The 22108-nt window shown below is 44.7% G+C and carries 21 protein-coding genes, 3 pseudogenes and 1 riboswitch; of the genes and pseudogenes, 12 read left to right on the plus strand and 12 right to left on the minus strand.

Annotation, left to right across the window (positions count from 1 at the left end):
- Positions 1-8: 8 nt before the first annotated feature.
- The 3 genes from metH to HNQ34_RS10660 all read right to left on the minus strand — a co-directional run bounded on the left by metH (position 9) and on the right by HNQ34_RS10660 (position 6030).
- The gene (gene metH / locus HNQ34_RS10650) at positions 9-3419 is read right to left on the minus strand and encodes a methionine synthase (RefSeq protein WP_183254333.1); all 3411 of its coding nucleotides are present in this window, start codon (positions 3417-3419) and stop codon (positions 9-11) included.
- Positions 3412-5262: a bifunctional homocysteine S-methyltransferase/methylenetetrahydrofolate reductase gene (locus tag HNQ34_RS10655; RefSeq protein ID WP_183254335.1), complete on the minus strand. Its 1851-nt coding sequence runs from the start codon at positions 5260-5262 to the stop codon at positions 3412-3414. The genes metH and HNQ34_RS10655 overlap by 8 nt, the downstream gene beginning before the upstream one ends.
- Before the next feature lie 65 nt (positions 5263-5327).
- Positions 5328-5430: riboswitch (SAM riboswitch) on the minus strand.
- A 108-nt stretch (positions 5431-5538) separates the two neighbouring features.
- Entirely contained in the window at positions 5539-6030 is a 492-nt protein-coding gene (locus HNQ34_RS10660) for a YajQ family cyclic di-GMP-binding protein (RefSeq protein WP_183254337.1), read from the minus strand.
- An 84-nt stretch (positions 6031-6114) separates the two neighbouring features.
- Here HNQ34_RS10660 and HNQ34_RS10665 point away from each other — a divergent pair, with 84 nt between their 5' ends.
- Positions 6115-6969, plus strand: a complete 855-nt coding sequence (locus HNQ34_RS10665; RefSeq protein ID WP_221277386.1) for a CvfB family protein — start codon at positions 6115-6117, stop codon at positions 6967-6969.
- Positions 6970-7100: 131 nt separating this feature from the next.
- Here the strand turns inward: HNQ34_RS10665 and HNQ34_RS10670 are convergent, their stop codons facing one another.
- Together HNQ34_RS10670 and HNQ34_RS10675 are read right to left on the minus strand one after the other, a co-directional pair.
- Positions 7101-7232, minus strand: coding sequence for a DUF3941 domain-containing protein (locus HNQ34_RS10670; protein ID WP_183254338.1), 132 nt, complete (start codon positions 7230-7232; stop codon positions 7101-7103).
- Between the two features lie 43 nt (positions 7233-7275).
- Complete coding sequence (locus tag HNQ34_RS10675; protein WP_183254340.1) at positions 7276-8142, minus strand: DegV family protein; 867 nt, start codon at positions 8140-8142, stop codon at positions 7276-7278.
- Positions 8143-8244: 102 nt separating this feature from the next.
- On the opposite strand from HNQ34_RS10675, the pseudogene HNQ34_RS10680 reads away from it, so the two are divergent.
- Positions 8245-9086: pseudogene (locus tag HNQ34_RS10680) on the plus strand (YitT family protein).
- 22 nt (positions 9087-9108) lie between these two features.
- Here the strand turns inward: HNQ34_RS10680 and HNQ34_RS10685 are convergent.
- The 3 genes from HNQ34_RS10685 to HNQ34_RS10695 form a co-directional block, all read right to left on the minus strand.
- Positions 9109-9306, minus strand: coding sequence for a DUF3813 domain-containing protein (locus tag HNQ34_RS10685; RefSeq protein ID WP_183254342.1), 198 nt, complete (start codon positions 9304-9306; stop codon positions 9109-9111).
- A 3-nt stretch (positions 9307-9309) separates the two neighbouring features.
- Positions 9310-9462, minus strand: coding sequence for a hypothetical protein (locus HNQ34_RS10690; RefSeq protein WP_183254344.1), 153 nt, complete (start codon positions 9460-9462; stop codon positions 9310-9312).
- 86 nt (positions 9463-9548) lie between these two features.
- Positions 9549-10355, minus strand: coding sequence for a Cof-type HAD-IIB family hydrolase (locus HNQ34_RS10695; protein ID WP_183254346.1), 807 nt, complete (start codon positions 10353-10355; stop codon positions 9549-9551).
- Between the two features lie 164 nt (positions 10356-10519).
- Here HNQ34_RS10695 and yjfP point away from each other — a divergent pair, with 164 nt between their 5' ends.
- A complete protein-coding gene (gene yjfP, locus HNQ34_RS10700) occupies positions 10520-11281 on the plus strand; it encodes an esterase (protein WP_183254347.1) in 762 nt (253 codons plus the stop codon).
- Positions 11282-11546: 265 nt separating this feature from the next.
- Here yjfP and HNQ34_RS10705 read toward each other — a convergent pair whose 3' ends face one another.
- Positions 11547-12239 (minus strand): Crp/Fnr family transcriptional regulator, encoded by a 693-nt coding sequence (locus tag HNQ34_RS10705; protein ID WP_183254350.1) that lies wholly within the window; start codon positions 12237-12239, stop codon positions 11547-11549.
- Positions 12240-12429: 190 nt separating this feature from the next.
- Between HNQ34_RS10705 and HNQ34_RS10710 the strand changes: the two genes are divergently transcribed.
- Positions 12430-12576: a hypothetical protein gene (locus tag HNQ34_RS10710; RefSeq protein ID WP_183254351.1), complete on the plus strand. Its 147-nt coding sequence runs from the start codon at positions 12430-12432 to the stop codon at positions 12574-12576.
- Between the two features lie 84 nt (positions 12577-12660).
- On the opposite strand, the gene HNQ34_RS10715 is transcribed toward HNQ34_RS10710, so the two are convergent.
- Positions 12661-12804, minus strand: a complete 144-nt coding sequence (locus HNQ34_RS10715) for a hypothetical protein (protein WP_183254353.1) — start codon at positions 12802-12804, stop codon at positions 12661-12663.
- Between the two features lie 127 nt (positions 12805-12931).
- On the opposite strand from HNQ34_RS10715, the gene HNQ34_RS10720 reads away from it, so the two are divergent.
- The 7 genes and pseudogenes from HNQ34_RS10720 (at position 12932) to HNQ34_RS10750 (ending at position 19099) form a co-directional block, all read left to right on the plus strand.
- A complete protein-coding gene (locus HNQ34_RS10720) occupies positions 12932-13165 on the plus strand; it encodes a DUF2249 domain-containing protein (protein ID WP_183254355.1) in 234 nt (77 codons plus the stop codon).
- A 90-nt stretch (positions 13166-13255) separates the two neighbouring features.
- Positions 13256-13855, plus strand: coding sequence for a molybdenum cofactor guanylyltransferase (locus HNQ34_RS10725; protein WP_183254357.1), 600 nt, complete (start codon positions 13256-13258; stop codon positions 13853-13855).
- Between the two features lie 60 nt (positions 13856-13915).
- The gene (locus tag HNQ34_RS10730) at positions 13916-15016 is read left to right on the plus strand and encodes a TIGR04053 family radical SAM/SPASM domain-containing protein (RefSeq protein WP_183254360.1); all 1101 of its coding nucleotides are present in this window, start codon (positions 13916-13918) and stop codon (positions 15014-15016) included.
- Between the two features lie 226 nt (positions 15017-15242).
- Positions 15243-16549 (plus strand): annotated as a pseudogene (locus tag HNQ34_RS10735) (NarK family nitrate/nitrite MFS transporter).
- A gap of 66 nt (positions 16550-16615) precedes the next feature.
- Entirely contained in the window at positions 16616-17371 is a 756-nt protein-coding gene (gene modA / locus HNQ34_RS10740; RefSeq protein ID WP_246364071.1) for a molybdate ABC transporter substrate-binding protein, read from the plus strand.
- 2 nt (positions 17372-17373) lie between these two features.
- The gene (modB, locus tag HNQ34_RS10745) at positions 17374-18072 is read left to right on the plus strand and encodes a molybdate ABC transporter permease subunit (protein ID WP_183254362.1); all 699 of its coding nucleotides are present in this window, start codon (positions 17374-17376) and stop codon (positions 18070-18072) included.
- On the plus strand, positions 18053-19099 hold the full coding sequence (locus HNQ34_RS10750) for a sulfate/molybdate ABC transporter ATP-binding protein (RefSeq protein WP_183254364.1): 1047 nt from the start codon (positions 18053-18055) through the stop codon (positions 19097-19099). Before modB ends, HNQ34_RS10750 begins: the two co-directional genes overlap by 20 nt.
- A 49-nt stretch (positions 19100-19148) precedes the next feature.
- On the opposite strand, the pseudogene HNQ34_RS10755 reads toward HNQ34_RS10750, so the two are convergent.
- A pseudogene (locus HNQ34_RS10755) lies at positions 19149-19859 on the minus strand (Crp/Fnr family transcriptional regulator).
- Positions 19860-20153: 294 nt separating this feature from the next.
- Between HNQ34_RS10755 and moaA the strand changes: the two are divergent.
- Positions 20154-21176, plus strand: a complete 1023-nt coding sequence (moaA, locus tag HNQ34_RS10760) for a GTP 3',8-cyclase MoaA (protein WP_221277389.1) — start codon at positions 20154-20156, stop codon at positions 21174-21176.
- Positions 21177-21214: 38 nt separating this feature from the next.
- On the opposite strand, the gene ric is transcribed toward moaA, so the two are convergent.
- Entirely contained in the window at positions 21215-21913 is a 699-nt protein-coding gene (ric, locus tag HNQ34_RS10765) for an iron-sulfur cluster repair di-iron protein (RefSeq protein WP_183254368.1), read from the minus strand.
- Between the last annotated feature and the right edge of the window lie 195 nt (positions 21914-22108).

A 22108-nucleotide genomic window follows, 5' to 3' on the forward strand; every position in this document is an offset into this window, starting at 1 on the left:
CAGCTTTTTCACAATACATTGAAATAGCGCGCTTCCGGATGAGCGAAGACGATCGCGGATACGGATGCTTCCGGCTCCATCATAAACCCTTCTGTTAAATGAATGCCGATTTCCTCAGGGCGCAAGAGGCGGAACAGTTTTTCTTGATCTTCTAAGTTCGGGCAGGCCGGATAGCCGAACGAGAAGCGCTGCCCTTGATATTTGGCGGCAAAGCGATCTTCCATCGTAAAGTCGGGATCGTCCGGGAAGCCCCAGCGGTCGCGCATGATTTGGTGGATGCGCTCGGCCAATCCTTCGGCAACTTCAAGCGCTAACGCTTGAATCGCGTGGCTTTTCAAAAACTCCCCGCTTTCTTTCCATTGTTGCGCCAGTTCGCGAATCCCTGCTCCGGCCGTGACGGCAAACAAGCCGACGTAATCGATTTGGCCGCTGTCGACGGATTTTAAATAATCTGCCAAACAAAGGTATGGCGCTTTCGGCTGCCGCGGAAATTCAAACGTTTCGATGACGGTTTTGTTGTCCGATGGCGAATAAATATAGATTTTATTTCCGTCGCTTTGTGCCGGGAAAAATTGATAGACAGCGGATGGAACGATCCATTGCTGCTGTTTTGCTTCATCAAGTAGCTCGTCAAGAAGCTGTTTCAATGCCACGGCTTTCTCATTTTGCTCGGCAAGCAGTTTTTTCACTTTCCCTTTTAAGCCGAGATGATGGCCTAATAGCATTTGCCAGTTAATGTACGGCTCAATATGGGCAAGCGGAACGTCTTTTAAGACGTGGCGTTCCAAATCGGTCGGCACAAATACGGGAACGTCTGTTGATACGTTTGATTTAGTGATCGTTATTGTTTGCGTCGTTTGCTCGGATATAGACGCACTTTTTTCTTTTCGCTCATATTCAACCTCGTTTTGCTGCAAACGGTTAGCAAGAGCTAGTCCATCCATCGCATCTTTCGCATAGAGCACAATGCCGTCATATTCAGGCGCAATTTTATTTTCGGTAAACTTCCGTGACAGCGCCGCGCCGCCCACCAAAATCGGCAGCGAAATGCCCGCCTGCTTTAAATCTTGGGCGGTGAGCACCATTTGCTGCGCCGATTTGACGAGAAGCCCGGATAATCCGATCATGTCCGGCTGTTCGGCCCGCACCGCTTCAATGAGCTGCTGCGGCGTTACTTTAATGCCTAAATCGACGACGTGAAAGCCGTTGTTGCTTAAAATGATGTCGACTAAGTTTTTGCCGATATCATGCACATCGCCTTTAACGGTTGCGAGCAGCACTTTTCCTTTCGTGCTCGTTTCTGTTTTTTCCATATGTGGCTCTAGAAAAGCGACGGCAGCTTTCATCACTTCTGCGCTTTGCAATACTTCGGCTACGATCAGCTGGTTATCATTAAACAATCGCCCGACTTCATCCATGCCGGCCATGAGCGGTCCGTTAATGATATCAAGCGGGCTTTTGTACGTTTGTAGCGCCAATTCTAAATCGGCAAACAATCCTTCTTTCGTGCCTTCGACGACATAGTTTGCAAGCCGCTCTTCCAGCGTTAAGTTGGCATTCGTTTTTTTCGGCTCTTTCGTTTTGTCACGGTAAAATTGAATGAACGTATTCAACGTTTCGTCGTTCGTGTTAAAAAGCAGCGCTTCGGCCATTTTTACTTCTTCTTCTGGAATGGAAGCAAACCGTTCTAATTTCTCGGTGTTAACGATCGCATAATCAAGACCGGCTTGTGTGCAATGATACAAAAAGACAGAGTTTAAAATTTCGCGTCCGACCGGCGGCAAGCCGAACGAAACGTTGCTGATACCGAGCATCGTTAAACAGTGCGGCAGCCGTTCTTTAATGAGGCGGATGCCTTCAATCGTTTCTTTGGCAGCGCCGATATATTGTTCATCGCCCGTGCCAACCGGAAACACAAGCGGGTCAAAAATAATGTCGTGCGGCGATAAGCCGTATTTGTTGACAAGCAAGTCGTATGAGCGCAAGGCGATTTCGAGTTTTCGTTCGGCATGAATCGCCATTCCTTGTTCATCGATCGTGCCGACAACGACCGCGGCGCCGTATTTGTGAATAAGCGGGACGACTTTTTCAAACCGTTCTTCGCCGTCTTCTAAGTTAATCGAGTTAATAATCGCTTTTCCTTGCGAGTAGGAAAGAGCGCATTCGATCACTTTTTCATCGGTTGAATCGATCACAAGCGGTACTTTCACTTTTTTGACGACTTGTTGGATGAATTGTTCCATATCTTCTTTTTCGTCGCGGTCCGGATCGGCTAAGCAAATGTCGATGACGTGCGCGCCGTTTTTCACTTGGGCGCGGGCGATTTCCGCTGCTTCTTCATATTTCCCCTCAGCGATGAGTCGCTTAAATTTGCGCGAGCCAATGACGTTTGTTCGTTCGCCGACAAAAAGCGGACGCATCGTTTCATCATAAAGAAGCGGATCGATGCCGGAAACGGCGTGCATGTCAAACGATGACGGAATTTCCCGCGGTGGAAGATCACGGACCGCTTCGGCGATGGCGCGAATATGATCGGGCGTCGTTCCGCAACAGCCACCGACGATGTTAATCCAGCCTTTTTCGGCAAAGCGTTGGATTTTTTTCGCAAGCATCTCCGGCGTTTCGTGGTAATGCCCTTCTTCATCCGGAAGGCCGGCGTTCGGATAACAGCTGACGGCGGTGTTGGCTAATTGGGCAAGCGAGCGCAAATGATCGGTCATAAATTCCGGACCGGTCGCGCAGTTTAACCCGACGGCGAACGGTTTCATATGTTGAACAGAGACAAAAAACGACTCGATCGTTTGTCCGGCTAGCGTCGTTCCCATCGGCTCAATCGTTCCGGAAATCATAATCGGTACCGTTTTTCCGACTTTTTGGAATGCTTGTGAAATGCCGATAAATCCCGCTTTGACGTTTAATGTATCTTGGCACGTTTCTAAAAGAAGCAGGTCGACGCCGCCGATCAGCAGTCCGCGTGCTTGTTCTTCGTACGCAGCGATTAATTGCGCAAACGTCGTTCCGCCTGTAACGGATAACGTTTTCGTTGTCGGTCCCATCGAGCCGGCGACAAAGCGCGGCCAGTCCGGCGTTGAATATTTCTCGGCCGCTTTTTTGGCGAGTTTCGCTGATTGAATGTTTAACTCAAGCGCCAAATGACCGAGGCCGTATTCATCGAGAACGATGTTGGTGGCGCCGAACGTATTCGTTTCAACAATGTCCGCGCCCGCTTCCAAATACGCTTCGTGAATGTGCTCGATGACGTGCGGAGCGGTAAGCGACAAATATTCGTTGCATCCTTCGTATTCTTCGCCGCCAAAATCGGCCGCTGTCAGCCCGGCACTTTGAATCATTGTCCCCATCGCGCCGTCAATAATTAAAATTTTCTTTTGCAGCTGTTCGTATAGCTGTAGACTAGCCATGAAGTACCTTCCTTTCTTTTGCGGACCGTTCTTTTTCGTGAATGTAGTGAACGAGTTCGACGGTCATTTCGTAACGTAAAAACGGTGTAATTAAGTAAATTCCATTAAACAAGTCAAATGCTGCATCGATTAATGATTTGGCGATCGCAATCCCTTCTTTTGCCGATTGGATTGGATCGTTCGCACAAGCCGCCATCCGCGCACGAATGTCATCGGAAAGCGTAATGCCTGGCACTTCGTGGTGAAGGAAGTCGGCATTGCGCGCGCTGGTGAGCGGCATAATGCCGATATAAATCGGCGTTTTCAAATGCTTTGTCGCTTCGTACACTTCTTCAATTTGCCGCTCAGAGTATAAAGGCTGGGAAATAAAATAATGGGCGCCGCACTGAATCTTTTTCTCGAGACGCTGTACCGCTTTATCTAAATAGCGGACGTTCGGATTAAACGCCGCAGCGATAGAAAAGTTCGTTTTTTGCCCAAGCGGCTGTCCAGAGTACGACAGCCCCTCATTAAATTGGCGAATGAGCTGGATTAAATCGAACGATGATAAATCGTAAACGGATGTCGCTCCAGGAAAGTCGCCAATTTTCGACGGATCGCCAGTGACGGCGAGCACATCAGTCATGCCGAGCGTATGCAATCCCATTAAATGCGATTGCAAGCCGATTAAATTGCGGTCGCGGCACGTAATATGAATGAGCGGGCGAACGCCGATTTGTTGTTTGACGATCGTACCAAGGGCGACGTTGCTAATGCGCGGTGTTGCCAATGAATTATCAGCAAGCGTTAACGCATCGATGTTCGCTTCTTTGAGCGCTTTAGCACCTTCCAAAAATTTCGTAATGCCAAGTTTTTTTGGCGGGTCTAGCTCAACGATGACCGATCGGCGCTGACAAACGATGTCTTGAAGCGGCGGTTCCGTTTTTTGGTCTGGCGATTGAACGGAGATGTTTACCGCACGTTGTTTGACACATTTTTGCTCAATTGGTGTCCGGTCGGTTAATGCTTTTGCCATCGCTTCAATATGTTTTGGCGTCGTTCCGCAGCAGCCCCCAATTAAGCGAACCCCTTGGTCGCGAAACGCCAATGCTGTTTCTTTGAAATAGTCGGCGTTCGTTTCATACACAAGGCGGCCGTCGCGATAGTCCGGGAGGCTTGCGTTCGGGTAAGCGGATAAAAAGGCATTCGTCGGAAGCGGCACTTCTTCAAGCGAGCGAATCATATGATACGGGCCGAGATGGCAGTTTAGTCCGACGACATCAGCGCCTAGTTGTTCCAATTGCGTCAGCGCATCTGCAAGTGGAGTTCCGTCTTGCAATACGCCGGCATCATGAAGGGTAACATGGGCGATAATCGGTTTGTCCGTTTCTTTTCGGGCGATCGCGAGCACCGTCTTTAACTCTTCCAAATCGTAATACGTTTCCAGCAGCAGTCCGTCCACATCTTCGTGCAAAAGTACGTACAATTGTTCGCGAAACGTGCGCTTTACTTCTTCGAGCGTAATGGCACTTTTGTTAATGCTGCGCAAGCCCCCGATCGTTCCGAGGACGTAGGCGCGTCCCATTGCTGCTTGTTTAGCGAGCTGGACAGCGGCGCGGTTGATTGCTTGGACGTCATCTTGTAGCCCGTAGCGAGCGAGCTTGACATAATTAGCGCCGTACGTATTCGTTTGAATGACTTCCGCGCCGGCAGCGATATAAGCTTCGTGAATATGAACGATTTCATCCGGTTTGGATAGATTTAATTCTTCAAAACAACGATCGACTCCGTGCGAGTATAATAACGTGCCCATCGCTCCATCGGCGATGACGATTCGTTCCTTTAAGTCTTCTAAAAGACCCACTTGTATTCCCCCGTTTCCAAATAAAATAAAAAAGCCTTCTAAGAAGAAGACTTTTATTTTTCTCCTTCTTATCTTTCAAGCATATTGCTTGTCTGGAATTAGCACCTTGACATGCGTCAGGTTGCTGAGGGTTCACAGGGCCAGTCCCTCCCCCTCTCTCGATAAGATTGCGTATGCAGTTGTAAAAATATTTATATATAATATATAAATGTAACGGATTTTTTTGAAATATTCAACTATTCTTTTTTGAAAAAGAAAAGAAGGCATATGACCTTCTTAACGGTAATTCACAAATTGCACATCGATCGGCAAGTCGGCTTCGCGGATGGCGGCGATCACTTTTTGCAAATCGTCTTTGCTTTTGCCGCTGACGCGAATTTGATCTTCTTGAATTTGGCTTTTTACTTTTAATCCTGTATTTTTAATAATCGTATTAATTTTCTTGGCGTTGTCTTTGTCGATGCCTTGGACGAGTTTGGCGCGCTGGCGCACTGTTCCGCCGGAAGCAGGCTCGATTTTTCTGTATTGAATGTTTTTCGTCGGAACACCGCGCTTGATAAGTTTACCAATTAATACGTCTTTTAATTGTTCAAGTTTAAACTCGTCATCGGAAATTAAAATGAGCTCATCTTTTTCGAGCGAAATGTCGCTTTTGCTTCCTTTGAAGTCATAGCGGTTTTGAATTTCTTTTAACGCAATATTTACCGCATTCGTGACTTCAGAAAGGTCTACTTTGGATACGATATCAAATGAACTTTCTTTCGACATATATTACCTCCAACAAGATTTGGTCATTTTGTTTTTATTATAGTAAAATGTAGCATGAGAAACAATAAAAAGGAAGATGCCACCATGATAGCTGGAGAAATGATGACATTAACAGTAAAACGAGAAGTGCCGTTTGGGTATTTTTTGACGAATGGAACGGAAGAAGTGTTGCTTCATAAAAGCGAAATGGAACGCCCGCTTGCGCTCGAAGAGGAAGTGACGGTTTTTTTGTACCACGATCATCAAGGACGGTTGTGCGCTACAATGAAAACACCGAAAATTACGAACGGTACATATGATTGGGTCGAGGTAGCCGATGTCGTGCCAAAGCTTGGTGTGTTTGTCAATATCGGCATTTCGAAAGATGTGCTCGTATCGATCGACGATTTGCCGCCGCTTTTGGAATTATGGCCAAAGCGTGGGGACGAGCTGTATTGTTCGTTAAAAACGGATAAGCGGGGACGTCTATTGGCACAGCTTGCGACAGATGAGGTAATGAGGCAACTAGCGGTGAAAGCACCGGAATCGGCGTTTAACCAAAATGTTCGCGGACGTGTGTATCGTTTAATAAAAGCCGGTGCCTTTCTTTTCTCGGACGTCGGTTATATCGGCTTTATTCATGAATCACAACGCCGCAAAGAACCGCGCCTTGGCGAACTAGTCGAAGGACGAGTAATCGGGGTAAAAGAAGACGGGACGGTGAACGTGTCGCTTCTTCCGCGCAAACATGAAAGCTTAGATGAAGATGCGGACATGATTTATCGTTATTTAGAAAGTCGCGGCGGGGCGATGCCGTACCATGATAAAAGCGACCCAGACGATATTAAAGCGCGCTTCCACATGAGCAAAGCGGCCTTCAAACGGGCGCTGGGGCGTTTAATGAAAGCAAACAAAGTATATCAAGAAAACGGATGGACGTATATTGTTAAAGAAGAATAATGATCCAAAAGAGGATGATTCAAAAGGTCGCGATCCCTTAAACGAAACACAACATATAGTTTGTCTGTTGTTATTCCGTGCGTATAATAGTAATAAAAAAGGATGTCCCGTCACTTTTGGGACATCCTCTTTTACAGATGGTTCGTTTTTTTCGAATATTCGCGTTTTCCTGCTTGGCGGTTTTTTTCGCGAAGCATATTTTTTTCATGATGTTTCGCTTGATTGTCACGCGCTTTTTTATCGTTGTCGCTCGTATGCGGCATCTCGGTGCACTCCTTTCTAATCATACACCGATAGTTTGGACGGTTATGCGTCGATGTATTCGTTTAAGAAAAAGAGCGCCAGCGTGCCTGGGCCGGCATGGGCGCCGATCGCTCCGCCAATTTGCGAAATGTAAAAGCGGGTGCAGCCGAATTTTTCTTCAATCATCCGCTTTAATTCCAACGCCGCTTCTTCGTCATCATCGCCATGGCTAATGCCAATGACTTGCTTTTGTAAATCGTCGCCGCGCTCTTCCATTAGTTCAATCATTCGTTTTAATACTTTTTTACGGCCGCGAATTTTTTCAAGTGGGATGAGTTTTCCATCTTCTACATGGAGCAGCGGTTTAATGTTTAAAAGCCCGCCGACAAAGGCAGACGTTTTGCTGATTCGTCCTCCGCGCGCTAAAAATTCTAAATCGTCAACGGTAAAAATATGCTCCATATGCTGGCAATATGCAGAAACTGTTTCGCATAATTGTTCGTACGGCATTCCTTGCTGCGCTAGTTCACTCGCTTTTATTACGACAAGCCCTAAACCGAGCGAGGCGCATTTGGAGTCGATAATCGTTAATTGAAACTCAGGATATTGTTCAAGTACTTCTTCACGAATCATCATCGCCGTTTGGTATGTTCCTGATAATTGAGAGGAAAACGCGACATAAATGGCAGGACGGCCGGATTTAGCAAGCTCGGTAAACAATTCTTTCATTTTGAGCGGGCTTGCTTGCGACGTTTTCGCTACTTCGCCTTTCCGCATCGCATCATAAACTTGTTTCGGATCGATTGTGGCAAAATCTTCGTAATCGGTTTCGTTTAAATGAACGATGAGCGGAAGAAATGAAATATGACGTTCTTGTAAAAAAGAATATGGCAAATCACAGCCGCTATCGGCTACAATGTGAATGGACATTATGTTCACCTTCTTAACTTCAAAATAATTTTGCTCTTATAAGTAAGTGTAACGATTCAAAAGCAAAAATACAATTTTTCGTTTAATTAATGAGGTGAAAAAATGGTTTGGTTACAAGTAAAAAAATTAGCGATTGTTATCATCGGTGCATTATTAAACGCCGTGGCGATGAACTTTTTTTTGATTCCCGCGAACGTATATACGAGCGGATTTGCCGGAATCGCCCAACTTACATCGAAACTTGTAGATGATTATACCCCTTATCATATTTCGACGGGGATTTTGTTGTTTTTGCTAAATATTCCTGTGGCGATTTTAGGATGGAAAAGAGTTGGAAAATCGTTTACGCTTTACAGCTTTTTGAGCGTTATGTTTATGTCGTTATTTTTGGAAATAGTTCCTATAAAAAAAGTGGCCGATGATATTTTATTGAATGCGGTGTTTGGTGGCGTGATCGGAGCGATCGGTGTCGGATTAACGCTCAAATGGGGAGCATCTACCGGCGGGCTTGACATTATTGCTTTAGTGTTATCGCGCATGAAAGATCGTCCGATCGGCACCTATTTTTTACGCTGAATGCCGTCATTATTTTGACAGCAGGGTACGTGTACGGTTGGGAAAAAGCGCTATATACGCTTGTAACCCTATATGCATCCACACGGGTCATTGATGCCATTCATACGCGCCATCAAAAGCTCACAGCGATGATTATTACAAATAAGGGAGGAGAGTTGAAAAAAGCGATTCATGCCAAACTCGTGCGCGGAATTACAACGATTCCAGCGAAAGGAGCCTTTTCGCAAGAACAGAAAGATATGTTAATGATCGTCCTTACAAGGTACGAGCTCTTTGATCTAGAGCGGATTATTAAAGAAGCAGACCCTGAGGCGTTTACCAATATTGTGCAGACGACTGCAGTATTTGGGTTTTTTCGGAAAGAATAAAGCTACGGGAAGCCCGCAGCTTTCATGATAATTGCTCCAACTCTTCCTGCAGCTGACGCAGTTGCGTTTTTTCAGCTAAGTTGGAATGAGCATAGGCAGAAGAAAGGGCGTTTTTGGCGATGGAAACTGCTTCGGTAACATCGATATCCGCTTGTCCGCTTGCTGCTTGTTTCGCGTTCATGACCGCTTTTCGCGCTTCTTGGAATAGGCGATTTCCCAATTGTCATTCCCCTCCAAGCGACATTTCTACCGCTTGTTTCGCCTTTCGCTCTTCCGCTTCTGCATATGTCATATGATAAGGGATTCGCTCATCGTGTTTTTCGATCGCATCGACGCTTTGCTGGACGAATCGTTTTGATTTATTTCGTTTACCCAAGAAGCATTCCCCCTTGAAAAGTAAAGACGCAACGTTGCGTCATTCATATTGTAACCGGATCGAGGGAATGATAATAAGGCAATTCGTTACAGCTTTAACAGCGCTTTTAAATAAACACCGATGCCGTCTTCTTCGTTCGTTTTCGTCACATCGTTGGCGATTTGTTTTAATGGGTCGATCGCATTGCCCATGGCGATGCCGTATCCTGCCCATTTGATCATTTCCAAATCGTTGTCTTCATCACCAAAAGCGATAACGCGCTCTTGCGGAATTTGATAATATTCGGCAATGCGCTGTAATCCAACCGCTTTATGAATGCCGGTGCGAACGATTTCGATAATATGCCACGGCGCCGCCCAACGGCGATGATGCAACACATTAGCATGTACAGAGGACAAATAATGCTGAATGTCATCGGCGTGTTCTTCATCGCTATGAATAAGAACGCTTGTCGGATCGGCTTTTAGCACTTGCCGCAAGTCACCGATTTCAATTTTTGGATTGCCGAGCTTCACTATATCAAGCAACTTTTCATCGTGTTCGTGAAAATACACATCATCCATTACTTCCGCCAAAATGTTTTTGACGCGATATGTTTCGCTTACTTCAATAATTTCCTTTACCGTTTCGAGCTGAAGCGGAGAGTGGTAAATACCCCACGAATCGTCTTTTGGGTGGTGAACAAACGCTCCGTTAAAATTGATGATCGGTGTCGCGAGCTCCAATTCTTCATAATACATTTTGCTCGCTCGATACGGTCTTCCGGTCGCGATGACGACAAGATGTCCTGCTTCTTTTGCCCGAAAGATCACCTTTTTTGTCAATGGAGAAATCGTTTTATCATCTTTTAGCAACGTCCCGTCTAAATCTAACGCAATTAAATATCGTTCCATAGTAGCTCCTTTGCATGTATATTTTTGATATAACATATCGAACAATGCCAGGTGTGCCGCGGTCGATGCTTTCACTTTTCTATCATAGTGTAACTCTTTTCCAAAATTTTTGTCTACATGTTACACTAGAAAAGAGAATAACAAAAAAAGGAGTTTTTGCAGGTATGGTCATTATTCAAAGCGAGAAAATTGCCGATATCCCGGTGTTGCATGTTGTTAAAGAAGGAAAGCGGCAAGAAAAACTGCCTCTCATTATATTTGTGCATGGCTTTACGAGCGCGAAAGAACATAATCTTCATTTCGGATATTTATTGGCGGAGGCAGGCTACCGCGTCGTATTGCCAGATGCGCTTTATCACGGGGAGCGCGAACAGCAGTTGACAAACGAAAAATTACAACTATCGTTTTGGAACATTGTCGTGCAAACGATTCATGAAGTCGGACAATTGAAACAAGCATTGTGCGACCAAAACTTTGTTCAAGAAGATCGCATTGGTGTTGCCGGCACCTCAATGGGAGGAATCGTTACATTCGGCTCGCTTGCGACATATCCTTGGATTAAAGCCGCTGTTTCATTAATGGGCAGCCCGAACTATGAAGCGTTCTTTGATGCGCAAATTGAGATGGCGAAGCAAATGCGGCTATCGATTCCATTATCAGACGAACAGTTGAAAAAAGAAAGGGAGCGCTTAACGACGTATGATCTCTCCCAACAGCCGGAAAAATTACAAGGACGTCCGCTTATGATGTGGCATGGCGAACGTGACCAAGTCGTCCCTTATCACTATACATATGAGTTTTACCAACAAATAAAACCACTTTATCCAAACGACAAACTCAAGTTCATTTCGGACGACGAGGCTGGCCATAAAGTGACACGGGAAGCATTTTTGGAAACGGTTAATTGGTTTATTCAACATGTGTAAAAAAAGCTATGTCGCTTATAAGCGGCATAGCTGTCTAATTACTTTTACTTTTATGACTCAAACAGCATAGCTGATTGAAATGAAGCGTGCAATAAAAAACGTATCGCCTGCTTCGAGCTGTTGAACAGCGTTCATAATTTTCTGGAATGGCTCTAACTTTTTTTTGCAAATCTTCGCGAACGTCTAGTTCCACTACTTTTCCCATCGCGATCACCTCTTCATGTTGCCATTTATTATGATATTGATTTTCACTTGCGGATACAGTTTATAAAAAAATCTCTTTTTCAAGATTCTCGGCATCAATTAAGTAATAGCCGTTGTCATCGATATCGATAAGCCCTTTTCGTTTTAGTTGACTGAGCGTGCGGCTAATCGTTTCGCGCGATGTACCGATCATATTGGCGAGTTCACGGTTTGTAAAATGCGTTGTTAAGCGGTGAAATCGTCCTTGCAAGACCGCATTTGTTTTCGTCAGTCGCAATAAAAGCAAAATAATTTGTTCATACGTATTATGGAGAATTTGTTCTTCCAAGCGGTTTTGCAAGTCGATAATTTTTTCTCCCATAACGCGGAACAATTTCATACACAATTCTGGATAGCAAATAAGCGTTTGTTCAAATTCAGCAATTGGAATCGCGATGAGCGTCGCTTCTTCCATGACTTCTGCGTGGGCTGGATAGGTTCCTCGACGAAAAAAGCCGGCGTGCGGAAACATTTCGCCTGTTTGCAAAATCGACACAATTTGTTCTTTTCCGTTTATATCTGTTTTATAAATTTTTACAGTACCTGATTGAATAAAAAAGACGCGCTCTAGCGGCTCGCCTTGCATAAAGACGAACGTTCTTGGTTTATAGACACGTACTTGAGAAATTTTCACAATCGAATCAAGTTCTTGATCGGATAATTTGCGAAAAAGTGTCACATTTTTAAGCCTTGCTTTAATCCAATCATTCGTCATGTGATCCACTCCCTTATGGAATTTCTAAGCAAAATTTTACGGTGTTTTGAAGGGAGGAGCTGTGACATAAATCATAACTTTTTGTGAACGTGTGACGAAAATCATAGGGAACGTTTGCGATACTTCACATATTGTGTTTTTTTCCACGCTATAATGAAAACGAAATAAACGAAAAGAAATGCGGAAGTATATGGAAATAAACTGGAACGTCCGCGCGTCATTAACTCGTTCTACGCAAAAGTTCTTTAGCGTCAAAGCGTTGTTCCAGTTGCGCAAACCGACCCATCAAGAAGAACAACCGTTACCAGTTCCGGACTTGGCGAAAGAGGTCGAGTAAACGTACAAGGTTGTCCTGAAAGTGTTTGCTTTTAGGGCAATCTTTTTATTTTTAGAAAAAAAGGAGGTTCTCCGTCCTCCTTCGTTAATGTTTCATTATGTCTTTTTTCTCATAACACTCAAAGCAGTATAACGTTTCTTTTTCGCCGCTTACGACACCGTTTAAAAATCCCGACAAACAGTGAATCGGTTTGCCGCACTTTGCACAAAAGCCGACGAACTCCTCCAAGGGCCTATTCCCCTTTCGCAAATGTTGAGATTTTTCATAACGAATTGTGATGCCCGTCACTTCATGGACAACATCTAGTCGCTATGATGTGTATATAAATCATTATACTATAAAGGAGGTTCATTTTATGAGCGAATTTGCTGCAAAAATTTATTCCCCTGAATATGAACCGAAAGATAGACATCCAGCGATTTTTCGTCTATTCGACAGTTTAAAATCAGGAGAAGTGATGGAGTTAACGAACGACCACGACCCGCGTCCGCTTCATTATCAATTTATGATGGAACGGGAAGGACAATTTACATGGGAATATTTAGAGGAAGGCCGAGAAGTGTGGAGAGTGGCGATTGGAAAAAAATAAAAATTTAGCGGTTCCCGAATAGTCGGAACCTTTTCTTTTTCATTTCTTCGTGATAAAGTGAAACAAAAGCTTTTGCCGGGAGTGAGCAACATGAAACGAATTGTCGGGGCGATTCTTGCTGGCGGTCAGTCGCGCCGCTTCGGCAGTCCGAAAGCGTTTGCTAAACAAAATGGGGTCTATTTTTTTCAACGTGCCGTAGAGGCGTTGCGCCCGTTTGTCCAAGAGCTGTATATTGTCAGCCATCCCGCGCTTGTTTCGCGCTTTCAGCAAGAAACGAGCGAAAAGGTCATTGTTGATGAACAAGTATATCGCGGCCAAGGTCCGCTGGCGGGGATTTATACGGTGATGAAACAAACGGAGGCGGAGTGGATATTTGTGCTTCCTTGCGATATGCCGTATATGCGTGCAAGCACGATCGGAAACATGGTTTCATACATTGACGCTTCGTTCGATATCGTCGTTTCCGCTCATTTCGGCCGCGTTCAGCCGCTTGTTGGCGCCTATCATCATCGGGTGATTGGCGACATCGAGCGACTGTTGAAAGCGGGAAATAACCGAATGTTTTGGTTGCTGGAAAAAAGCCGTGTCCGCTATGTAAAGGAAGAGGATTTTTTCGAAGATGAACGTGTCTTTCGCAACATCAATCGTGCGGCAGAATATGACGATATTGTGACAGAAGATATGTTGTGATGAACGTCACACGCATCCTTTCTCCTTATGTTTTACAATGGGAACAAGGAGGGGGAAGCTGTGCGAGACTTTCAACAAAATCCATTTATCGTGATTTGGGAGCTGACGAGAGCCTGTCAGTTAAAATGTCTTCATTGCCGGGCGGAAGCGCAATATCATCGCGACCCGCGCGAATTGACGTTTGAGGAAGGCGAAAAATTAGTCGATGACATTTATGACATGGATCAGCCGCTGCTTGTATTTACAGGCGGGGATCCGCTCATGCGTCCAGATGTATATGATATTGCGAAATATGCGATTGATAAAGGGTTGCGCGTCTCGATGACACCAAGCGCGACGCCCAACGTGACGAAAGAGGCGATTCGTAAGGCAAAAGAGGTAGGATTGGCGCGCTGGGCGTTCAGCTTGGACGGGCCGACGGCTGAAATTCACGATCATTTTCGCGGAACGAGCGGATCATTTGATTTAACGATGAAAGCGATTCAATATTTGCATGAATTAGAGATTCCGGTGCAAATTAATACGGTCATCTCTCGATATAATGTTCATGTATTAGATGAAATGGTTGAACTTGTTGAAAAGCTGCAATGTGTGCTTTGGAGCGTCTTTTTCCTCGTGCCGACGGGACGAGGAAAAGAAACGGACATGATTTCGCCAGTAGAACATGAAAAAGTATTTCATTGGCTATATGAAACAAGTAAGCGCGTACCGTTTGACATTAAAACGACGGCAGGGCAACATTACCGCCGCGTTGTTTTGCAGCAAAAAATGCGCGAAAAACAAACAACAGGCGAAATTCGCTATGAAGATGTGCTGATGAAAGGGCTCAACGGCCAAGTCGACGGGCTTGGGCGCGCGCCAAAAGGGGTCAATGACGGCAACGGGTTCGTTTTTATTTCCCATATTGGCGACGTTTATCCGAGCGGCTTGTTGCCAGTGAAAGCAGGGAACGTACGAGAAACGCCGCTCGCTGAAATTTATCGTAACTCCCCAATTTTTCAAGACTTGCGCAACCCAGACAAATACAAAGGAAAGTGCGGCGTCTGTGAATTTCGCTACGTTTGCGGCGGATCGCGCTCACGGGCATATGCGGTCACCGGCGACTATTTAGAAAGCGAACCGTTTTGCGTTTACATTCCAAAAGCATGGCGAAAAAGCTGACTCAAAGAATGAGTCGGCTTTTTCTATGTAATTATGGAGATAAGCGAACGATCTATTTTTTACAATTCTATGACACTGTCAAATTTGTGATAAACCTCACAAAAAATTTTTCTGAAGTTCGCTATGATGAAATCAACAACACCTAGGTTTGTTGTAGGACCATACACGACGAGAGGAGATGAATCGTATGAGTCAGCCAGCAAAAACGTTCTTACAAAATGAAAATATGGCGCCGAAGAAAAAAGGACGAATCGGTTCGTATTGGAACCCGGAAGATCCGGTGTTTTGGGAGAAAGAAGGAAAGAAGCATGCTCGGCGCAACCTTTGGATTTCTGTTCCGACATTCTTGCCTTTATCGTTTGGCAAATTTGGTCGGTCGTCGCTGCAAGGTTAAATGATATCGGTTTCCATTTTACGCAAGGACAATTGTTCACATTGGCAGCGATTCCAGGATTAGTCGGGGCTACGCTCCGCTTTGTGTATACGTTTGCTGTCGGTACATTTGGCGGCAGAAACTGGACGGTGTTTTCGACAGGAATTTTGCTCATTCCGGCGATTGGAGTAGGAATGGCGGTACAAAATCCGGAGACTCCATATTGGGTGATGCTGTTGCTTGCGGCGCTTTGCGGTCTTGGTGGCGGAAACTTTTCGTCCGCGCTTGCGAACATTAGCTTCTTTTATCCGAAAAAAGAAAAAGGAACAGCGCTTGGCATTAACGGCGGGTTAGGTAATATGGGGGTATCGGTCGTTCAATTCGTTACTCCGCTCATTGTCACAGCAGGTGTGTTTGGGGCAATCGGCGGCGAAGCGCAAGTGTTGGACGATGGAACAGAAGTATGGTTACAAAACGCAGCATTCATTTGGGTCATTCCAATCGTTGTATTCACAATTATCGCTTATTTTGGAATGGATAATCTTCCGAACGCGAAACAGTCGGTTGCCGAACAGTTCGTCATCGTTAAACGGAAACATATGTGGATTATGACATGGTTATATATCGCCACATTCGGTTCGTTTATCGGTTACGCAGCTGCGTTTCCGCTTTTATTAAAATCACAGTTTCCTGAACATGTATCGCTCGCCTTTTTAGGTGCCTTTTTAGCGGCAGCCGCTCGTCCGGTCGGTGGATGGTTGTCTGACAAACTTGGCGGCGCACGCGTGACAACATACGTCATCATTACAATGGGGCTTGGGGCAGCCGCTGTTATGTACTTTACAACAGAAAAACAATTTGCCGGCTTTTTAATTTCGTTCTTAATCTTGTTTATATTTATAGCGGCAGGTGCAGGTTCAGGTTCAACGTTCCAAATGATCCCGATCATCTTCCCACCGAAAGAAGCAGCACCGGTGCTTGGCTTTACCGCAGCGTTTGCCGCATACGGTTCGTTCTTTATTCCGAAATTGTTCGGATGGGCGGCGCAAAGTACAGGAACACCAATTACCGCATTTTATTTCTTCATTGCATTTTATGTTGTATCTTTCGTTTTAAACTGGTACTATTATGCTAGAAAGAATGCGGAAGTGAAATGTTAAGAAGAGAAGGGAATATCTTAAAAAGATATTCCCTTTTTTTCGAACGGCGGCAGAGGGGGAAATAGCTTGCGAAGAGGAATTATTTTTATCATGCTTTTGAGTTTGCTTATGAGTGGATGCGGTGCAAAAAACGAACCGTCCACGTTGAAAGTTGCAGCGGCTGCTGATTTAACGCTTGCCTTTCAAGAAATCGGAAAGCGGTTTGAAGCGAAGACGGGGACGCCGGTCGTTTTTTCGTTCGGTTCGACCGGACAGCTGGCGGAACAAATCAAAAACGGCGCTCCGTTTGATGTATTTGCGGCAGCCAATGTTCAAGCAATTGATGAGTTAAAAAAGGAACATCTTATTTTAGAGGGGACGGAGCATGTTTACGCCTTTGGCAGAATTGGCATCGCTGCAAAATCGGATATTTCTGTCCGTACGCTGAACGATTTGTTAAAGGAAAACGTAAAAAAAATCGCGATTGCCAATCCCGATCATGCCCCTTACGGATTAGCGGCGAAGCAGGCGTTGCAAAAAGCAGGAATTTGGGAACAAGTAAAGAACAAACTAGTTTATGGAAAAAATATTGCTGATACGTTGGCTTACGTGGAATCGGGAAACGCTGAGGCGGGAATTGTGGCGCTTTCTCTCGTCAAAACGAGCGACGTTCATTTTCAGCTTATTAATGAAGCGATGCATGAGCCAATTCAGCAAGCGGTTGCGGTAATGAAAGCAACGAAACATCGAGAAGCAGCGAAGCAGTTTGTCGCCTTTTTAAACAGTTCGGAAGGTCGGGAAATTATGAAGAAATACGGATTTTCGATTCCGAAGGAGCAATGATTGTGGAACCGCTCAATTTATTTCCGTTCTTTTTATCGTTAAAAGTAGCGGTAGCGGCGACGGGGCTTGCTGCCGTGATCGGCATACCGCTCGCTTACTATTTAAGCCGTTCGCGCGGAAAAATCGCTGACTTCGTCGATACGTTGACGACATTGCCGGTTATTTTACCACCGACGGTACTCGGGTATTATTTGCTCGTTTTGCTTGGACGGCAAAGCCCGATCGGAAAATTTGTTGAGGAAACGTTCGGAACGACGCTTGTGTTTACGCCGCTAGGGGCGGTGATCGCCGCATTTGTAGTAGCTGTGCCGTTTTTAATTAAATCGGCGCGCGCTGCTTTTGCCAGTATTGATCCTAATTTGATCCGTGCCGCCAAAGTATTGGGTCGCTCAGACTGGAATATTTTTTTGGTTGTCATTCTTCCGCTTTCTTGGCGCGGCGTAGCGTCTGGGCTAATGCTTGTATTTGCACGGGCGCTCGGCGATTTCGGCGCAACGTTAATGGTCGCCGGAAACATTCCGAACGAAACGTTGACGATGCCGGTGGCGATTTACGACGCATTGCTTGCCGGCAACCATCGGTTAGCGAATGCGCTTGTCATGATTATGACGGTCGTGTCCGTGTCGCTGTTGTATATGATGAAACGCGTCGAGAAGCGGATGATTCGAGGGGATGGATCGCATGCTGCACGTAAAGATTAAAAAAGCGTTTCCTCATTTTATGCTAGATGTTGCGTTTACAGCAGAAAAGGGAATCACCGGCATTTTAGGTCCGTCCGGGTGCGGGAAAAGTTTGACATTGCAATGCATCGCTGGGTTAGAAACGCCAGATGAAGGCTTGATCGTGCTGAATGACCGTCCGTTTTTTGATTCAAGGCAACGAGTCAATGTGAAACCGAAAGATAGGAAAATTGGGTATATGTTTCAAAATTATGCGCTTTTTCCTCATTTAACCGTCCAGCAAAACATTGCGTTCGGACTGAAAGGAAAGCCGAAAGCGGAAATTGAGCAAAAAGTAGCTGAGATGATTAAGAAGATAGGTTTACAAAATTATGAGCGTCATTATCCAGCTGAACTGTCTGGCGGGCAGCAGCAACGAGTCGCGTTAGCCCGGACGCTTATTGTCGAACCGGATGTGTTGCTGCTGGATGAGCCGTTCTCGGCGGTCGATCACTACATGAAACAAGCGCTTGAACAACAATTAATATCGTTTATTCAAGAGCATTTTACCGGCATCGTGCTGTTTGTGACACACAATATCGAAGAAGCGGATCGTTTATGTGATCGCATCATTATGTACCATGAAGGAAAAGTGATACAGTCAGGGCCGAAAGAAGACGTTTTTGCTCGGCCGGTGAATGTGACGGCCGCGCGAATGATCGGATACGAAAACTTGTTTCCCGTCGATTCGATTGAACGGCGCCATGAAGGAATGGTCGCTTTCATTAATGGGATTGAATTGCTTGTAAAAGATGTAAATGTCCCGCCATCTCCTTTGTTTCTTAGCGTTCATGCGAATCATTTATTATTTGTGGAGGATGATCGTCCGAATACGTTTGACTACGAAATCGTCCAAACTCGAACGCGAATGAATCATTTTGATGTAATGATTAAGACGGAACATTTTATGCTGCAGGCAACGGTTGCGAAAAAAGACTGGGACTCGCTTCTTGCAAGCAAGAAAAAGCTATATCTTCCGCCTGAGCACTTATTTTTTTTACAAGGATAAAAAACAGACTCCCCCACTTCGCTCGACTGATGAGAGGGGGAGTAAACTTCTATTCGATGCGGCAAATTTCCACTGGGCAATTGTCGCATTGAACTTCCTTTTTCAAATAGTCGAGATCGTGAATCGTAATTTTTCCTTTAGACACGGAGATCACACCGTTTTGTTTTAATGAGTTCAGCATTCTATTGACGCTTTCTCTTGTCGTTCCGCAGAAGTTGGCTAAATCTTGATTTTTTAGCGGCAAGTCGATGAGAATGCTTCCGTTTTTTAAGCGAATGCCATAGCTGTTGCACATGCGGATGAGCGTCGAATAAAGCGCTCCTTTTTTGCCGTGCAAAATCAAATCACGAAATTTTGTTTGTGTGCGGCGGGCGTGATTGCTGAGCCATTGCATATATTCAAATGTGAGCGTCGGATTAAGAAGCAGCTGCTCTTCCAAATAATCTTTTTTAATCACTGCGACTTCGCCGTCTTCGATGACTTTTGCCGTCAATAAATATTTCGGTTCATTTGTAAAAAGCGTTAGTTCTCCAATAATTTCTCCAACACTGCAAATGCGAAAGCACATTTCTTTCCTATTTTAGAAAATTTTTCCTGTTTGAATTTTGCCGGAAAGAATTAAGTACAGCTCGTTGGCGATCATCCCTTCTTGAAATAAAAACGTCCCTTTTTTTATTTTTTGTATATGGTTGGCCGAACGAAGCAGTTCTTTTAAATGAACAAACCGTTTCTTTTCTTCAAATGCTTGAAGTGCAGACATTTCTTTCACCTCGGTGGTGGTTGATGGAATGTTTTCTATATTATCATTGTAAAAACAACAGTTTCGTGGAGATGTGAGGAATATCACACTATGCTGTGAAATGATAAAACTGTCACAGTAATGTCACAAATTCCATTTTAGATTTCGGTGCATCGTTTTTATGATAAGTATGGTATACTTACATTTAATACTGTTTTTTCAGTGTGAGCGATGTCACAGTGTCATGATGTGTCGTTTCATATAGTAATAATAGCCGTTTATTATAGAGAAATTATGTTGAAAAGAGGATGCGCTATGAGCCAAACAAAGCCGGTTTTCGTTGACAAATGGAATCGTCCGTTGCGCGATTTGCGCATTTCCGTGACCGATCAATGCAATTTTCGCTGCGTCTATTGTATGCCGGCGGAAATTTTTGGACCAAATTTTCGCTTTTTACAGGAAGACGAGCTGTTAACGTTTGATGAGATGGTGCTCATTGCGGAAAGTTTTGCGGAATTAGGCGTGGAAAAAATTCGGATCACCGGCGGCGAGCCACTGCTAAGAAAAGATTTGCCGTCGTTTATTGAACGGCTGACAACCATTCAAGGAATTCGCGATATCGCTTTAACGACGAACGGCGTTCATTTAGTCAAAATGGCAAAACCATTAAAAGAAGCGGGATTGCAGCGGGTGAACGTCAGTCTTGATGCGCTCGATGACGATGTGTTTAAAAAAATGAACGGCGTCGGAGTCGGTGTTCAGCCGATTTTAAAAGGAATTGCGGCAGCGAAAGAGGCAGGGCTTGTTGTCAAAGTGAATATGGTTGTCAAAAAAGGCTGGAACGATTCGCAAATTGTGCCGATGGCGAAGCATTTTAAGAAGGAAGGAATTGCGTTACGGTTTATTGAGTTTATGGATGTCGGGACGTCTAATGCTTGGGATTTATCGCAAGTGGTAACGAAAAAAGAGATATATGAAGAAATTCAGGCCTTTCACCCTCTTGAGCCGGTAGAGCAAGCTTATTTTGGCGAAGTGGCGAGCCGGTATCGGTACGTCGGCACAAATACTGAAGTCGGATTTATTTCATCCGTGACGGAGTCGTTTTGCCAAAGCTGCACGAGGGCGCGCATTTCCGCGGATGGGACGCTTTATACGTGCCTGTTTGCGACGGAAGGAGTTTCGTTAAAGCAATTGTTGCGGCAAGGAGCGGACAAAGCGGCGCTCAAGCAACTGGTGATCGATACGTGGAAAAAAAGAACGGACCGCTATTCCGATGAGAGAACGGAACAAACAGCGAAAATGCGGAAAAAAATCGAAATGTCGTATATTGGTGGATGAAAAACAGGATCGCTTTTATAGAGCGATCCCATTTTTTACTAATTACCAAGGATGCGCGAAAAGAGAACGTTGTTTTCGAGATGAATATGGATAAATAAATCTTTTTCTAACGCTTCAAGCCGATTGTACACAAGCTGGTACGTTCCGCACGCATCAGCAGGCGGTGTGAAGTCGTTGGTGATTTCGCGAATTTCTTTGATGAGATCTCCCGCTGTATCATGTTCGGCTACAAGTTCACCAATGGCTTGTTTCATTGCTTGTTCGTTTTTTTCTGTCGGATGTTGCTCAAATTGGATAATGAGCGGAAACGCTTTTGTTTCTTCTTTTATTAAATGCTGTTCTAATTCTGTCTTTAAATCGCTGAACAGCTTGTGCACTTTGACTAAATGTGGCTGTTCTGGTCCGTGGACGCGCAATACTTTTGTGACATACGGGCTAAGCTGCGGCAATTCTTCCATTAAAAAACGGTGATGTTTTTGGATAATGTGGTCAATCAGTTCTGTATACGATGCTTCAAGCCAGTTTTTTTCAGTTTTTTCAAGTGACTGCTGGTACATTTCTTGCAGTTGTTGTAATATGTCTTCAACCGGTAAATTTTTCGCGGCTAGTGCCTCTTTTAGCGGACGGTTTCCTCCGCAACAAAAATCGATTTTATATGTTTGAAACAAATCGCTTGCTTTAGGAAAAATTGCGACGATTTCACCGACAGTCGATTGCGCTGTAAACATTTTTTCCATATTTAACCCTCCATTTGCTTTTTGGTACTGTCAAAAGTTTTAAAGACATACCCTTGATTTTTGTTGATTTTACGCAATCAATGATAAAAAAAGCTTGCCCCCCCTGTTGTTTGCGGTATGATTGAGGTAACGACACACACAACCACCCAAACAAAGGAGTGACAAGCTTGTTACCTCAATTATTAGCGTATTTGT

The sequence above is a fragment of the Anoxybacteroides tepidamans genome, from assembly GCF_014201465.1.
Classification (GTDB): domain Bacteria; phylum Bacillota; class Bacilli; order Bacillales; family Anoxybacillaceae; genus Anoxybacteroides; species Anoxybacteroides tepidamans.

Excerpts from the sequence above, each read along its gene's own strand:
- metH (WP_183254333.1), bottom strand. The coding sequence starts at position 3,419 with ATGGCTAGTCTACAGCTATACGAACAGCTGCAAAAGAAAATTTTAATT.
- HNQ34_RS10660 (WP_183254337.1), bottom strand. The coding sequence starts at position 6,030 with ATGTCGAAAGAAAGTTCATTTGATATCGTATCCAAAGTAGACCTTTCT.
- HNQ34_RS10665 (WP_221277386.1), top strand. The coding sequence starts at position 6,115 with ATGATAGCTGGAGAAATGATGACATTAACAGTAAAACGAGAAGTGCCG.
- HNQ34_RS10670 (WP_183254338.1), bottom strand. The coding sequence starts at position 7,232 with ATGCCGCATACGAGCGACAACGATAAAAAAGCGCGTGACAATCAAGCG.
- HNQ34_RS10675 (WP_183254340.1), bottom strand. The coding sequence starts at position 8,142 with ATGTCCATTCACATTGTAGCCGATAGCGGCTGTGATTTGCCATATTCT.
- HNQ34_RS10695 (WP_183254346.1), bottom strand. The coding sequence starts at position 10,355 with ATGGAACGATATTTAATTGCGTTAGATTTAGACGGGACGTTGCTAAAA.
- yjfP (WP_183254347.1), top strand. The coding sequence starts at position 10,520 with ATGGTCATTATTCAAAGCGAGAAAATTGCCGATATCCCGGTGTTGCAT.
- HNQ34_RS10705 (WP_183254350.1), bottom strand. The coding sequence starts at position 12,239 with ATGACGAATGATTGGATTAAAGCAAGGCTTAAAAATGTGACACTTTTT.
- HNQ34_RS10710 (WP_183254351.1), top strand. The coding sequence starts at position 12,430 with ATGGAAATAAACTGGAACGTCCGCGCGTCATTAACTCGTTCTACGCAA.
- HNQ34_RS10720 (WP_183254355.1), top strand. The coding sequence starts at position 12,932 with ATGAGCGAATTTGCTGCAAAAATTTATTCCCCTGAATATGAACCGAAA.
- HNQ34_RS10725 (WP_183254357.1), top strand. The coding sequence starts at position 13,256 with ATGAAACGAATTGTCGGGGCGATTCTTGCTGGCGGTCAGTCGCGCCGC.
- HNQ34_RS10750 (WP_183254364.1), top strand. The coding sequence starts at position 18,053 with ATGCTGCACGTAAAGATTAAAAAAGCGTTTCCTCATTTTATGCTAGAT.
- moaA (WP_221277389.1), top strand. The coding sequence starts at position 20,154 with ATGAGCCAAACAAAGCCGGTTTTCGTTGACAAATGGAATCGTCCGTTG.
- ric (WP_183254368.1), bottom strand. The coding sequence starts at position 21,913 with ATGGAAAAAATGTTTACAGCGCAATCGACTGTCGGTGAAATCGTCGCA.